The organism is Vibrio sp. McD22-P3 (genome assembly GCF_021568915.1).
In the GTDB taxonomy this organism is placed as follows: domain Bacteria; phylum Pseudomonadota; class Gammaproteobacteria; order Enterobacterales; family Vibrionaceae; genus Vibrio; species Vibrio mediterranei.
The window spans coordinates 149,379-163,114 of record NZ_JAKGTN010000009.1 but is presented as its reverse complement, the minus strand read 5'-3'; the positions used below and the strand labels follow the sequence as shown (position 1 = coordinate 163,114).

The 13,736-nt window shown below is 43.3% G+C and carries 14 protein-coding genes; 9 read left to right on the top strand and 5 right to left on the bottom strand.

Annotated elements, in window-relative coordinates; genetic code table 11:
- Positions 1-2 precede the first annotated feature (2 nt).
- From rpsI to sspB, 6 genes are all read left to right on the top strand, one after another.
- Positions 3-395 carry a 30S ribosomal protein S9 gene (rpsI, locus tag L2W36_RS12560; protein ID WP_006075740.1) on the top strand — a complete coding sequence of 131 codons (393 nt, stop codon included), beginning with the start codon at positions 3-5 and terminating at the stop codon, positions 393-395.
- A 464-nt stretch (positions 396-859) separates the two neighbouring features.
- Complete coding sequence (petA, locus tag L2W36_RS12555; RefSeq protein ID WP_038224352.1) at positions 860-1,450, top strand: ubiquinol-cytochrome c reductase iron-sulfur subunit; 591 nt, start codon at positions 860-862, stop codon at positions 1,448-1,450.
- On the top strand, positions 1,450-2,715 hold the full coding sequence (locus tag L2W36_RS12550; RefSeq protein WP_006075655.1) for a cytochrome b: 1,266 nt from the start codon (positions 1,450-1,452) through the stop codon (positions 2,713-2,715). Before petA ends, L2W36_RS12550 begins: the two co-directional genes overlap by 1 nt.
- Positions 2,712-3,449 carry a cytochrome c1 gene (locus L2W36_RS12545; protein ID WP_006075656.1) on the top strand — a complete coding sequence of 246 codons (738 nt, stop codon included), beginning with the start codon at positions 2,712-2,714 and terminating at the stop codon, positions 3,447-3,449. Before L2W36_RS12550 ends, L2W36_RS12545 begins: the two co-directional genes overlap by 4 nt.
- An 88-nt stretch (positions 3,450-3,537) precedes the next feature.
- On the top strand, positions 3,538-4,173 hold the full coding sequence (sspA, locus tag L2W36_RS12540; protein WP_006075657.1) for a stringent starvation protein SspA: 636 nt from the start codon (positions 3,538-3,540) through the stop codon (positions 4,171-4,173).
- A 6-nt stretch (positions 4,174-4,179) separates the two neighbouring features.
- On the top strand, positions 4,180-4,668 hold the full coding sequence (sspB, locus tag L2W36_RS12535) for a ClpXP protease specificity-enhancing factor (protein ID WP_236110188.1): 489 nt from the start codon (positions 4,180-4,182) through the stop codon (positions 4,666-4,668).
- A gap of 471 nt (positions 4,669-5,139) precedes the next feature.
- On the opposite strand, the gene L2W36_RS12530 is transcribed toward sspB, so the two are convergent.
- Complete coding sequence (locus tag L2W36_RS12530) at positions 5,140-5,823, bottom strand: GntR family transcriptional regulator (RefSeq protein ID WP_038223427.1); 684 nt, start codon at positions 5,821-5,823, stop codon at positions 5,140-5,142.
- 154 nt (positions 5,824-5,977) lie between these two features.
- A complete protein-coding gene (gene pykF / locus L2W36_RS12525) occupies positions 5,978-7,390 on the bottom strand; it encodes a pyruvate kinase PykF (RefSeq protein WP_006075666.1) in 1,413 nt (470 codons plus the stop codon).
- Between the two features lie 534 nt (positions 7,391-7,924).
- Here pykF and L2W36_RS12520 point away from each other — a divergent pair.
- Entirely contained in the window at positions 7,925-8,593 is a 669-nt protein-coding gene (locus L2W36_RS12520; RefSeq protein ID WP_096442808.1) for an HAD-IA family hydrolase, read from the top strand.
- A gap of 15 nt (positions 8,594-8,608) precedes the next feature.
- Here the strand turns inward: L2W36_RS12520 and L2W36_RS12515 are convergent, their stop codons facing one another.
- From L2W36_RS12515 to rpiB, 3 genes are all read right to left on the bottom strand, one after another.
- Positions 8,609-9,358, bottom strand: coding sequence for a metalloregulator ArsR/SmtB family transcription factor (locus L2W36_RS12515; protein ID WP_062459926.1), 750 nt, complete (start codon positions 9,356-9,358; stop codon positions 8,609-8,611).
- Positions 9,359-9,503: 145 nt separating this feature from the next.
- The gene (rpe, locus tag L2W36_RS12510) at positions 9,504-10,181 is read right to left on the bottom strand and encodes a ribulose-phosphate 3-epimerase (protein ID WP_006075705.1); all 678 of its coding nucleotides are present in this window, start codon (positions 10,179-10,181) and stop codon (positions 9,504-9,506) included.
- Positions 10,174-10,626 carry a ribose 5-phosphate isomerase B gene (gene rpiB / locus L2W36_RS12505; protein WP_038225066.1) on the bottom strand — a complete coding sequence of 151 codons (453 nt, stop codon included), beginning with the start codon at positions 10,624-10,626 and terminating at the stop codon, positions 10,174-10,176. Before rpiB ends, rpe begins: the two co-directional genes overlap by 8 nt.
- Before the next feature lie 215 nt (positions 10,627-10,841).
- Here rpiB and L2W36_RS12500 point away from each other — a divergent pair, with 215 nt between their 5' ends.
- Both L2W36_RS12500 and L2W36_RS12495 read left to right on the top strand, forming a co-directional pair.
- Positions 10,842-12,278, top strand: a complete 1,437-nt coding sequence (locus L2W36_RS12500) for a sucrose-specific PTS transporter subunit IIBC (RefSeq protein WP_231892981.1) — start codon at positions 10,842-10,844, stop codon at positions 12,276-12,278.
- 46 nt (positions 12,279-12,324) lie between these two features.
- Complete coding sequence (locus L2W36_RS12495) at positions 12,325-13,734, top strand: glycoside hydrolase family 32 protein (RefSeq protein WP_038222608.1); 1,410 nt, start codon at positions 12,325-12,327, stop codon at positions 13,732-13,734.
- Positions 13,735-13,736: the final 2 nt, after the last annotated feature.

The window sequence follows — 13,736 nt, the reverse complement described above, 5'->3', positions numbered from 1 at the left end:
AAATGGCAGAGAATCAATACTACGGCACTGGCCGTCGCAAAAGCTCAGCTGCTCGTGTTTTCATCAAACCAGGCACTGGCAACATCGTAGTTAACAAGCGTGATCTAGAAACTTACTTCGGTCGCGAAACTTCTTGCATGGTAGTTCGTCAGCCTCTTGAGCTAACTGAACTAACTGAGAAGCTAGACCTATTCGTTACTGTTAAAGGTGGCGGTATTTCTGGTCAAGCAGGTGCTATCCGTCACGGTATCACTCGCGCGCTAATGGAATACGATGAGACTCTACGTCCTGCTCTACGTGCAGCTGGCTACGTTACTCGCGACGCTCGTTGCGTTGAGCGTAAGAAAGTTGGTCTACGTAAAGCACGTCGTCGTCCACAGTTCTCTAAGCGTTAATTTTCTCCTTATCGAGAAGATTATGCTTTCCAGTTTCGACTGGATTGTGGATCAAAAAGCTCAGCCTTATGGCTGGGCTTTTTTGTTTATTGCGTTTATCTAACCTCTGAAAATTGCTCAACTCCTCATAACAGACTGTCCTTTTCCTCCCTTTTGTGAACTAGCAAGCGATTTCCTGCTATAGATGTTACGAAAAGGTAGCTTTATCTTGTCAAAAAGTAGGGTTTTCTTTATCATTTGCTATCAAATAAATACAACAAAAATTTGTACTTTGTTAGCCATGCTCTGCTGGTCGGAATCGATGTCTGAGCTGACTCAAGTAGCCAAAATAATAAACTAGATTTGGCTCGTTCAATTCAAGGAAAATAACCCAAGGAATGGTTCCCCGTAAGGTTATTTAACATGAAAGAGCAACTTGGATTCGCTCGGTATTGACCCAAAGGAGCAAATGGGAGAAATGTTGGATGAGCAATGCGCCTTTAAATAACGGTCGCAGGCGTTTCCTAACTGCTACAACTGCGGTTGTTGGTGGTCTGGGGGCAGCTGCAGTCGCCGTTCCTTTTATTAAATCTTGGAACCCAAGTGCCAAAGCTAAAGCTGCTGGTGCCCCTGTAGAGGTGGAAGTCAGTAAGCTCGAAGAAGGCCAAATGGTCCGTGTCGAATGGCAGGGTAAGCCCGTTTGGATCGTACGTCGAGCTCAATCAGTTTTGGACAACCTGACTACTATCGATGGTCAGTTACGAGATCCTAAATCTGTTGAAGAACAGCAACCTGAATATGCACAAAATGAATTCCGCTCAATTAAACCTGAGTATTTTGTTGCCGTCGGTTTCTGTACCCACCTAGGATGTTCACCTACTTATCTACCAGACACTTTTAGTGAACAAGTTCAAGGTGTACGTTCTGGATTCTTCTGTCCATGCCACGGTTCTAAGTTCGACATGGCGGGACGTGTATTCCAGAGTGTTCCTGCGCCACTTAACCTAGTGGTCCCTAAACATATGTATTTGAGTGACACGAAAATACTCATTGGTGTTGATGAGGGGGATGCATAATGCAAGCGTTACTTGATTGGGTAGAAAAACGTATACCTGCAATGAATGCTTATAAAAAGCATTTATCTGAATACCCGATGCCAAAGAACTTCAACTTTTGGTATCTATTTGGCTCTCTAGCCATGCTTGTTCTGGTTAACCAAATCCTTACAGGCATTTGGCTAACCATGAACTACGTACCTTCTGGCGAAGGTGCATTTGCATCTGTTGAATACATCATGCGTGATGTGGAATACGGTTGGCTACTGCGTTATATGCACTCTACGGGTGCTTCAGCATTCTTTGTTGTCGTCTATCTTCACATGTTCCGTGGCTTGATTTATGGTTCATACCAAAAGCCTCGTGAGTTACTATGGGTATTCGGCATGCTCATCTTCCTAGTATTGATGGCAGAAGCTTTCATGGGTTATCTATTGCCATGGGGACAAATGTCATACTGGGGTGCTCAGGTAATTATCTCACTATTTGGTGCGATTCCTGTTATTGGCGACGACCTTACTCTTTGGATTCGTGGTGATTACATCATCTCTGGAGCGACGCTCAACCGCTTCTTTGCTCTGCATGTTATTGCTCTGCCTATCGTGCTACTTCTTCTTATCGTTTTACACGTTTTGGCACTTCACGAAGTCGGTTCGAACAACCCTGATGGTATTGAGACTAAGCTACCGAAAGGGACAATGGGCGACGATTATAAGACGCAGTTTAAGTTCCACGATTACTACAGCAAGAAATATGACATCATCGATTCCATTCCATTCCATCCTTATGGAACCGTTAAGGATATGGTGGGTATCGCAGGCTTCTTCTTCTTGTTCTGTTATGTATTGTTCTTCAATCCAGAAATGGGCGGCTATTTCCTTGAGCCACCTAACTTTGAAGCGGCAAACCCTCTGAAAACGCCTGAGCATATTGCTCCTGTATGGTACTTCACTCCGTTCTACGCGATTCTTCGTGCTGTACCGGACAAGTTACTAGGTGTTGTTGCAATGGGACTATCGATTGTATTCCTATTCCTATTGCCATGGTTCGACCGTTGTAAAGTACGCTCTTATCGCTACAGAAGTAAGATTCATCTACTGAACATCATCCAGTTCACCATCAGCTTCATTGCTTTGGGTATTCTTGGTGCGCTACCTGCAACACCAACGTATACGCTGCTGGCTCAGATCTTCAGTTTAGGTTACTTCATGTTCTTCGTTCTGTTGTATTTCTACAGTAAGAATGAAAAAACTAAGCCATTACCAGAGAGGGTGACTTTCAAATGAAAAAGTGGATTGTAGTACTTTTCGCATTGCTACCATCTCTAGCGCTAGCTGCTGGTGGTAATGTACATCTAGATAAAGCAAACAACGATCTTAGTGACCAAGCATCACTTCAAAATGGCGCAAAGCTGTTTATGAATTACTGCTTTGCATGTCACTCGACGCAATATCAACGTTATGAGCGTGTCGCGAATGACTTAGGTATCCCAGTAGATCTCGCAAAAGAAAACCTTGTTTTCGACCCAGAAGCGAAGATTGGTGATTTGATGGTAAATGCAATGCCACAGAAGCAAGCTGCGGCTTGGTTTGGTGCTGCGCCACCTGATCTAACACTTGTTGCACGTGTTCGTGGTGTTGATTGGCTATATACCTATCTGCGTTCATTCTATGTGGACCCAAGCCGTCCATTTGGCGTGAATAACGTGACGTTCCCGAACGTAGGTATGCCACACGTTCTTGAAGAGCTTCAAGGCATTCCAACTCCAATCTATGAGACACAAGTTGTTGATGGTCAAGAAGTCCAAGTGGTTGTTGGTACAGAAACTGATGGCCGCGGTGAACTGAGTTCGAGTGAGTATGATGATGCCGTTCGAGACTTGGTGAACTTCCTAGAATACTCTGGTGACCCAGTGAAACTTGAGCGTCATGCGCTAGGTTGGTGGGTGATGGGTTTCCTAGTCATCTTCACTATTGTCGTAGTGTTGCTCAAGAAAGAGTATTGGCGTGATGTTCACTAATTGTGCTATAATCTCGCGCTAATTCCAAATTTGTTCACAATGGAGGCGTTGCCTCCATTGTTTTTTTGTAAGTATCCCGGAGGGCTCCATGGCTGTAGCTGCCAATAAACGTTCTGTGATGACTCTTTTCTCAAGTGCTACCGATTTATATAGCCACCAGGTTCGAATCGTTCTAGCAGAAAAAGGTGTCAGTGTTGAAGTTGAGTTAGTGGATGAAATGAACATCCCTGCTGAGCTTGCTGAGCTAAACCCATATAAGACCGTTCCTACTTTGGTTGATCGTGAGCTAGCCCTTTACGATTCAAAGATCATTATGGAATATCTTGATGAGCGTTTCCCTCATCCACCACTTATGCCTGTTTACCCAGTTGCACGTGGTAATAGCCGACTAATGATCTACCGTATTGAGCGTAACTGGTACACGCTTGCGGAGAAAGTTATGAAAGGTTCTGCAGAAGAATCTGAGGCGGCTCGCAATAAACTACGCAATGATCTTCTGACTCTTGCACCGATTTTTGCTGAGTACGAATACTTCATGAGTGAAGAATTCAGCTTGATCGATTGCTACCTAGCACCACTATTATGGCGCTTACCTGAAATGGGTATCGAGCTAATTGGTCCTGGATCTAAAGAGATCAAAGTTTACATGAATCGTGTATTTGAACGTGATTCATTCCTTGCTTCACTGACTGAAGCTGAACGTGAGATGCGTTTGGTTCGCTAAGTGACCATGGATATTGAAAAAATGACACCTCGCCGACCATACATGCTGCGTGCATTCTATGATTGGCTGGTGGAAAATGATCTAACGCCACACATTGTTGTCGATGCAATGTTGCCTGGTGTTCGCGTTCCTCAAGAGTTTATTCAAGATGGTCAAATCATCCTGAATATTGCTCCTAGAGCAGTAGGTCAACTCGAATTAGGCAATGAAGCGATTACCTTCCACGCTCGATTTGGTGGCCGACCACACTCGGTTATCGTGCCTCTCTATTCTGTACAAGCTATTTATGCTCGTGAGAATGGTGCAGGAACAATGTTTGAGCCAGAAGATGCTTATCTTTCGATTGAGGAAGAAGAGGCAGCTGAGGCAACACCTGTTTCTGGCTTGTCTGTTGCATCTGAACCAGAAGTTACCGAGTCTGAAATAAACTCACCTGATGGCGATGATGAGCCACCAAAGCCGAAAGGCCGTCCTAGTCTTCGTGTGGTAAAATAGACGTTAGAATGAAAAAAAGCTGCAAGTGATTGCAGCTTTTTTTATACCTCAAGAATCAACATCTAAAGCCCTAACTATCGCTTCCACATCTTATAAGTCTTCATTTTGAGACATGAAAAATGCGTGCCACTGTATTAGACTAAAGTCTAATGCTGGTTAAAACTTGACCTAAAAGGAATAATCAGTAAACTACCAGTTCTTGAATATAGGTCACACTTTTTTACAAACACTTTTTCTTATTTCAAGAACGGAATTCTTCAAGTTTTTGACAAAATATATCAAGGATGTCAAATAGTTGGGTGGTAGAGGTTCGTTATGTACAATCACTTTTTGGTAAGACTTACCATTGGGACTCTCGTTGTTTTAGGTATTAAGCTGAGTGCATTATACTTTTTGCCTATGGTGCTACTATTGAATACGCACCACAAAGAGTTTTTTGGATGGTAAAAATCGGGGCTAGCCCCGATTTTTTTATGCCATTTCTATCTCATCAACCGTTGACTCAATCTCTTTCATCATTCGATTTAGCTGTTCAGCAAGTTGCTGTTTCGCACCATCAAGATCTTTGTCTAGCGTTAGCTTCATGATCTTTTCATGTTCATCGAGGTTGAATAACTGTGAGAAGTTTTTTGGTGAATGGGTTAACGAGATACGTCGATAACGTTTAACCTGCCTGATAATATCGCTAAAAAACTCAAGCATGTTCTTAGAGAAGCAACCACTCAATAGAGAACTGTAGAAGGCTTCTTGACGCTCTTCCCACTCTTGCCAATTGAAGTTTTCTGCTTGGAACTTAAAGCGCGATAGCTTATGGAACTCAGTCAGTATTTCCAGCTCCCAGCTTTCACTACCTTCTTTGATTGATTTTTCTAGTAACACAGAGGACACAACCTTGAGGCTTTCATATAGGTCGTAGAGTTCGACCTTAGAAACAGGTGCAACCCAGCATCCTTTTTGCGGTTCAAGCTTTACGTACTTAATCCACGAAAGCTGAATTAGTGCCTCTCGGATAGGGGATGCTCCTACGTTATATTTTTCTTTAAGCTCCGCAACAACCAGCTTTTGGTTTGGTTTAAGCTCTCCGGAAAGAATATCCTGACAGATTAGCTTCGCTACTTTGTCTGTCAAAGTTGGGCTAGACACAATGCACCTCATTAACTTAATAGAATTACCTAAAAGCAACTCAGCAGTATGCTGTGTTGTAAAAACGTAAGGATAGTACAGCGTGTTGAAAAATTGGGCAAGATAATTATAAAAAAAAGAGGGCGTATGCCCTCTTTTTATAGATGTTCTGAATGTACTGTAAGAATTATAGTACGTGAACAGAAGCTGTGTTAGTTGTGCCTGAAGCTACTAGAGCACCAGAAACCATTACTACGATGTCGCCTTTCTTACCAAAACCAGACTCTAGAGCGTACTCTTTACCGTTTTTGTAGAACTCATCAGTGCTGTCGATTGAATCAACAAGAACTGGGCGAACACCCTTAGTAAGAACTAGCTGTGCAGCAGTCTTAGGGTTAGTTGTTAGCGCAACGATGCTTGCTGTTGGGAAGTATTTACGTACAGAACGTGCAGACTTACCACCTTCAGTAGCAACGATGATTAGTGGAGCAGCTAGCTTCTCAGCGGTGTCTACTGCACCTTTACATACTGCTTCTGTGATGCGCAGGCGCGGGCTGTCTAGACGAGAACCTAGCTCAGCTTTTAGTGCGCCGTCAGTACGGTTAGCGATTTGAGCCATGATAGTTACCGCTTCAACAGGGTATTTACCTTTAGCTGTCTCACCTGAAAGCATTACTGCATCAGTACCGTCCATGATTGCGTTCGCAACGTCACCCGCTTCAGCACGAGTTGGACGTGGGTTGTTGATCATAGAGTCAAGCATTTGAGTTGCAGTGATAACTGTCTTACGAGCACGGTTACACTTCTCAATCATCATTTTCTGAGCGAAGATTACTTCTTCAGCTGGGATTTCAACACCAAGGTCACCACGAGCAACCATGATACCGTCAGAAAGCTCTAGGATCTCGTCGAAGTTATCTACACCTTCTTGGTTTTCGATCTTAGAAATGATGTGGATGTTCTCGCCACCGTTTGCGTTTAGAACGTCACGGATTTCTTTAACGTCAGAAGCTTTACGAATGAAAGAAGCTGCAACAAAGTCAACGCCTTGCTCACAACCAAATTTTAGGTCGTTCTTATCTTTTTCAGATAGAGCTGGAAGCTGAACAGAAACGCCTGGTAGGTTAACACCTTTGTTTTCGCCTAGAGCACCGTTGTTAAGAACTTTACACTTAACTTCAGTTTCAGTAGTAGAGATAACTTCCATCTCGATTAGACCGTCGTCTACTAGGATAGTGTTACCAGCAGAAAGGTCTTGTGCAAAACCAGCGTAAGTAACAGCAACAGTGTCTTTGTTACCAACAACAGAGATATCTGTTGTGAAAGTGAATTCTTGACCAGCTACTAGATCAACGTCATTGCCGCCTTCTAGTTTGATAGTACGAATTTCTGGACCTTTAGTGTCTAGAAGAATTGCAAGTTGCTTACCAACGTTTGCCATAACTTCACGGAAGTTAGCAATACGAGTGCCGTGCTCTTCGTAGTCACCGTGAGAGAAGTTAAGACGCATAACGTTCATGCCTGCGTTTACTAGTTCAGTTAGCTTCTCTACTGATTCAGTTTTAGGGCCAATCGTACATACGATTTTGGTCTTTTTCATGGAAGATACTCTCCGGGTAAATATTATTACAATTTGAAAGTTAGTATTAGTCTCTCTAGAAGGCTAGGGATGCCCATAAATAATTCACATGAGCTATCAAATGTCTTGCCTATCTTGCTTCTTCTAGAAATGAAAGTCTTTCAACAAGTTTAGTCATTTTATGACCAACTGAGGCGCTTTCTAGGCCACTTTTTTTGAGCTAATCCACTATATTTCAGTAAGATTGCAAAAAAATAACCGCTAATTCTGTAATTTTTTTTCTTTTCGGGCACGAATTCTACCACCGAATTGATCAGATTTCACTGTGCATAACTTGTTTTAGAGCAAGGTTTCGGCGCTTAGTATTTAATTTTTGGATCAAAATAAATAATCCGGATGAATGGGCACCATTTGGTAACTTTTTTTCAAAATAGTAGTCCATACGGGACAAACTCTTCCTCCATTGAAGCCAATAAACCCTGATGATATTGTGTGCTTTTTATGACGATTTATTGTTCAAATGCAACAGACTAAAATCAGGTGGTGAAATAAAATATGGCATCAAAGAGAATCAAATGCGTGATTTTTGATTGTGATGGAACACTGATCGATAGTGAACGTTTGTGTTTGCAAGCTATTGTAGAGGTGCTAAGCAGTATTGGCGTCGAGGTAAACTATGATGATGTCAAAGATCAGTTTCAAGGCGTGAAACTGGAAAAGATCTTCGGGGCACTGGTCGACGACAACTCCAAGCTTGCTAATGATGGTTTAGCTAAGCTTATTAGCCACTATCGACTGCGTTGTAAGGAGCTGTTTGCTGAACAATTAACGGTTATCGATGGTGTCTATGAAGTATTGGATGAGCTGAAGGCGAATAATATTGCGGTATGTATCGCATCAAATGCTCCCCATGAAAAGATGGCGTTTACGTTGCCGCTGGCTAAACTAGACCAGTACTTTGAAGGCACTGTCTTCAGTGCTTTGGATGCCAATGCATGGAAGCCCGATCCCAAACTGTTGCACTACGTGATGGACAAAATGCAAGTGAGCTCAGAAGAGTGTTTATTCATAGATGATTCTCTGGTTGGTATTCAAGCTGGCGTTGAAGCCAATGTAACCACGTTGTACTTTTCCCATGCGGAACCGCATAAAGAGACCACAATCAATAGCTCATATTTACATAGCATTACTGAAATGCACCAACTGCTGACCTTTATTCGATGATACGAAAATGGGTGGCTAATTATGTTTTTCTGGGCGGGTGGTCGATTGGTTGAGTAGCTGATTAGCCGCCACTAATGCTCCTCTCATACTGACCACAGATGCGTCTAGAATGTCGATTGCCCATAGTGGTAGTTTGCCTGAAATGGAGTAAAACGCCCATTGACCTTTTCTTCTATCTGAAACGATCCCGCAATTTCTGAGTACTGCGAGCGCTCGGGAAATCTTAGGCTGTGATTCTTGTAATGCTTCACACAGCTCCCCAACACTCAATTCAACCTCTGTAAAGATCAATAAAGTGATCATGAGGCGAGTCTGATCGCCTAAGCACTTATGTAGTACTAAAGGATCAAAATCTAAATCGTTAGTCGGTTGATGAACGGTAACAAACAAGTCGATGCGCTTTTGCAGATCATATAAAGACGCTTCGAAGGAGATATCAGAGAGTGACGTTGGCGCAGGAAGATCCCAATAAATACTTTCTTCAGTGTTCTCGAATACACCACATTCACGCTGCGCTGAAGAGCAGAGCGTAATTACATAGTCAAAATGCGTGTCTTTAAACTCGTCGATGGACTTTGAATACAGTTCATCGGTAGGAAAATCTGCATCGTTTAATGTCGATATTGTTCTTGCGTCAACCTGACTTGGACTGCTCCCTGCACTAAAGGCTTGATAAAACTCAGCATAATCGCGATTTATAATCGCTTCCGCTAGTTGCGAACGTGCTGAATTGCCTCGGCAGACAAAGAGAATCTTTTTAGTCATGGTTTCCTCAAGAGATTGAGCATCACGGTGTGGTTACAGGCAATATTATGAGAGTTATTTGCAGCTAAAGAAAGACCTTTCATCATTGAAAGGTCTTATCAAGCCATACGCGAGTTTTATAGCAGGAGCGGTTTTAAAGTGGGGGTTAAGCTGCGGTGGCTAGCTTGCCATCTGCAATTGCTCTCAAGTTATCCATGGTTTCCGCATAACTAGTTGGTTTACCAAATAAGCCAGCAGTACCAAGGATAAAGTATTCGATTTTATCCTTAAGCAAATCGATGACTTCAGGGCTGATCGCACCATCAATAGCCAGCTTAGTATCGGTACCTTGTTTGTTGATCATGTCAATAATGCGATCAATTCGATTGAAAGCATTGGCAATGAACTTCTGCCCCGCAAATCCTGGGTTAACTGACATCACCAAAATTACGTCTGTGACATCAAGTACATCTTCAATCACACTCAGTGGTGTGCCTGGATTGATAGCCAGACCTGATTTAATACCTTTAGCTTGAATATTACCAAGCGTACGATGTAGGTGCGGTGGTGCCTCCGCATGAACATACATTAGGCTTGCACCGAGATCGGCAAACATATCAATGTACTGATCTGGATTGGACAACATTAGGTGCACATCGTATTCAATATCGGTTGTATTGCGGATAGCCTTAATATCTTCCGGGCCTAGGGCGAAGTTAGGAACAAAGTGTCCATCCATTACATCAATATGAAGCATATCTACTTTGGCTTTCTCTAGCTCAGCCAACTCTTGAGGTAATTTAGAGAAATCCACACACATCATTGAAGGACAAAACTTAGCCATGAGTGAGCTCCTTTTCGATGTCAGCAATTTGGTTAATACGATTCTGGTGACGGCCACCTTCAAACTCACCTTCTAGCCAACGGTCTACAATCATTTTAGCGAGCTCAATTCCTACGACGCGAGAGCCAAACGAAAGAATGTTGGTGTCGTTGTGCTCGCGAGAAAGCTGGGCGGTGTATGGGTCGCTGCAAACCACTGCGCGAATTCCTGGAACTTTGTTAGCGGCTAGCGAAATGCCAACACCTGTACCGCAAATCAAAATACCGCGCTCGGCTTGACCTGAAATTACTGAGTTTGCAACCGCTTTGCCGTATTGAGGGTAGTCTGTTCGCTCGGCAGATTGAGCACCTAAGTCGATCACTTGATGACCTTTTTGTTCTAAGTGACTAATAACGAGAGCTTTGTGTTCGAAACCTACGTGGTCACAACCAATAGAAATGATCATATTTGTCTGTACCTTAACCGATGAATATGGCTTTAATTTTACGATAAAATTCACATCTGTAAATATTTAAATTTTATTGAAATCGCCAATAATTATATAAGCAATTGAAAAGTATGGAATTAAAAATTCACAATAAAATTCACAATGGTGCAAATTTCATAAAATAATTTATTTTGTGATAAAGATCGTCGTCTAGCACGTAAAGGGGTGATAGATTGAAAAGCAATTACTCAATAAACAAATCGCAGGATGAAATGATGTCTTATTCGTTGATTGCAGAAGAGTTGGTTAACTCGTTAGGCGGTGAACAAAACATAGTATCGGTTGCGCACTGTGCAACACGCTTACGTGTAATGGTGGCGGATGAAGCCAAAATCGATAAAGAGAGGATTGAAGATACAGACAAGGTAAAGGGCGCGTTCTTTAACAGTGGTCAGTACCAAATTATCTTCGGAACTGGGACGGTTAACCGTGTGTTTGAAGCGGTTCAGAATCTCGATTTATCGACGTCTTCAAAGTCAGAAATTAAACAAGCAGCAAACCAACAAGGTACGGCGCTACAACGAGCGATTCGCACATTCAGTGATGTATTCGTCCCACTGATACCTGCCTTGGTAGCAACAGGATTGTTCATGGGGCTTCGTGGACTTGTGACGCGACCTGAAGTGTTGGCTATATTTGGCCTAACGCCTGATTCTATCCCTGCAAACTTTATCCTTTATACCCAAATTCTCACGGATACGGCGTTTATTTTCTTACCTGCGATGGTGGCTTGGTCGGCAAGCCGCGTATTCGGAGGGACTCCATTGATAGGTTTGGTGCTTGGCCTAATGCTGGTTTCTCCTGCATTACCTAATGCATGGGCGGTTGGTTTCGGTGAAGCAAATCCATTGATGTTCTTTGGCTTTATTCCAGTCGTTGGTTACCAAGGTTCTGTTATTCCAGCATTTATTGCAGGTTTCCTAACCGCGAAGTTGGAACGCCGCATTCGCTCAATCATGCCAGAAGCGTTTGATTTGGTGATGACTCCGTTCCTAACGCTGCTTATTATGAGTGCTGTTGCGCTTCTTGCTGTAGGTCCATTGTTCCACATCGTTGAAGTGACTATGGTAGAGGCAACTAAGTACTTGCTTGACCTACCATTTGGCTTGAGTGGTCTGATTATCGGTTTCGTGTGGGATTTGATTGTTATCACTGGTGTTCACCACGTGTTTAACCTGCTAGAAATCCAGCTACTAGCGAACGAAGGTAGCAACGTTTTCAACGCACTTATCACTGGTGCTATCTCAGCTCAGGGTGCAGCGTGTCTAGCAGTTGGTATGAAGACGCAGAGTAAGAAGCTTAAAGCGCTGTGTTTCCCATCAACGGTATCTGCTTTCCTAGGCATTATTGAACCTGCAATCTTTGGTGTGAACCTTCGTTACTATCGTCCATTCGTATTCGCCCTAGTTGGTGGTGCTGCTGGTGGTTTTGTGGCGCAAATTCTTGGTCTAGCAGCGAGCGGTATGGCAGTAACCGTTATCCCAGGCACGCTACTTTATTTAGATGGTCAGATTCTCTCTTACTTACTCGTTCACGCGGTAAGTTGTGGTGTGGCGTTCTCGTTGACTTACACCATGGGCTTCTCTGACAAGATGCTTGAAAAGAAATAAGCGATTTAATGATAAGCCTCCCTTAATGGGAGGCTTTGGAGTTTTTATGACAGATTCTCAATATTTCCTGCGAACCATCCAATCTCTGCTTAATGCCCCTAAACATGGAGAGCATGATCCATATCGTCCAGTGTGGCACTTCGCTCCACGTGTTGGTTTATTGAATGATCCCAACGGCTTGTCGTTTTTTAATGGTGAATACCATTTGTTTTATCAGTGGAACCCACTCAAATGTGAACATGGTGCAAAGGCTTGGGGGCTAGCAACGTCTTCTGACCTTATCCATTGGCAACATAAACCCTTAGCCTTGGCACCGACTGAAGACTATGAGATATCGGGTTGTTATTCCGGTTCCGCTATTGAAGTCGATGGTAAGCTTGAGCTGTTTTACACCGGTAATGTTAAATACCCAGAGGGTGGTCGAACTGCCTATCAATGTAGAGCACAGCTAGATGAGCAGGGCACGGTAACTAAACTTGGGCCGGTATTGTCATTGCCTGATGGTTATAGCGGTCATGTTCGCGATCCTAAAGTTTGGAAACGTGGCAATCATTATTACATGGTGCTTGGAGCAGAAGATCTGCAGCGGCGTGGCGTGGTGATTCTGTATCGTTCTACTGACCTGTATCAGTGGGAGAAATGTGGTGACATTTACGGTACTGACATTAACGGCAAGCAAGATGCTAACTTTATGCTGGAGTGTCCAGATCTCTTTGCTCTTGATGGTTGCGATGTCATGATTACTTGTCCAAAGACTTGGATAGATATAGAAGGCAAAGCGACAGAAACATTTGATGTTGAGGTCACTTTGGGTGAGCTCGATTACCATCAAGCGCTTTACAACGCTACTGGCAGCCGTTTGATGGACCACGGGTTCGATTTCTATGCGCCCCAAACCTTCGAAGATAACAAGGGACGTCGTATTTTGTTTGGTTGGATGGGCAAACCGGATGAGTTTGAACCTTATCAACCAACTATTGAATATGGTTGGATTCACCAAATGACCTGCCCGCGCAGATTAACCATTCTCAACGGTGAGCTGTTACAACAACCTGTTGAAGAATTGACGACGTTGCGCCGCAACCCACAATCGGGAACCTGCTTATCCACCTCTTTGGTTGGATTAAGTGCAGAATTGTTGCTGCAAGATATTGACGGAGCCACTATCACGATTGAGCTGTCCGACGACTTATCACTGTTAGTCACGCCTTCGAGTATCACAACTCGACGAAAGAACCTTAAAACAGGTTTATGGGAAGATAGAGCATGGAAGGGAAAAGCCTCTTCGTTGCAGCTGATGCGTGACCACTCATGCGTTGAAGTCTTTATCAATGATGGAAAAGCTGTAATGACCAGTCGATTGTTTGGACAAGCAAGTAGCAGTGAGCTGCAATGTGGTTTCCGGTTCGAAAGTGATAAAGCAGTCAGCTACCAGCATTGGACATTAGAAGTTTAGCG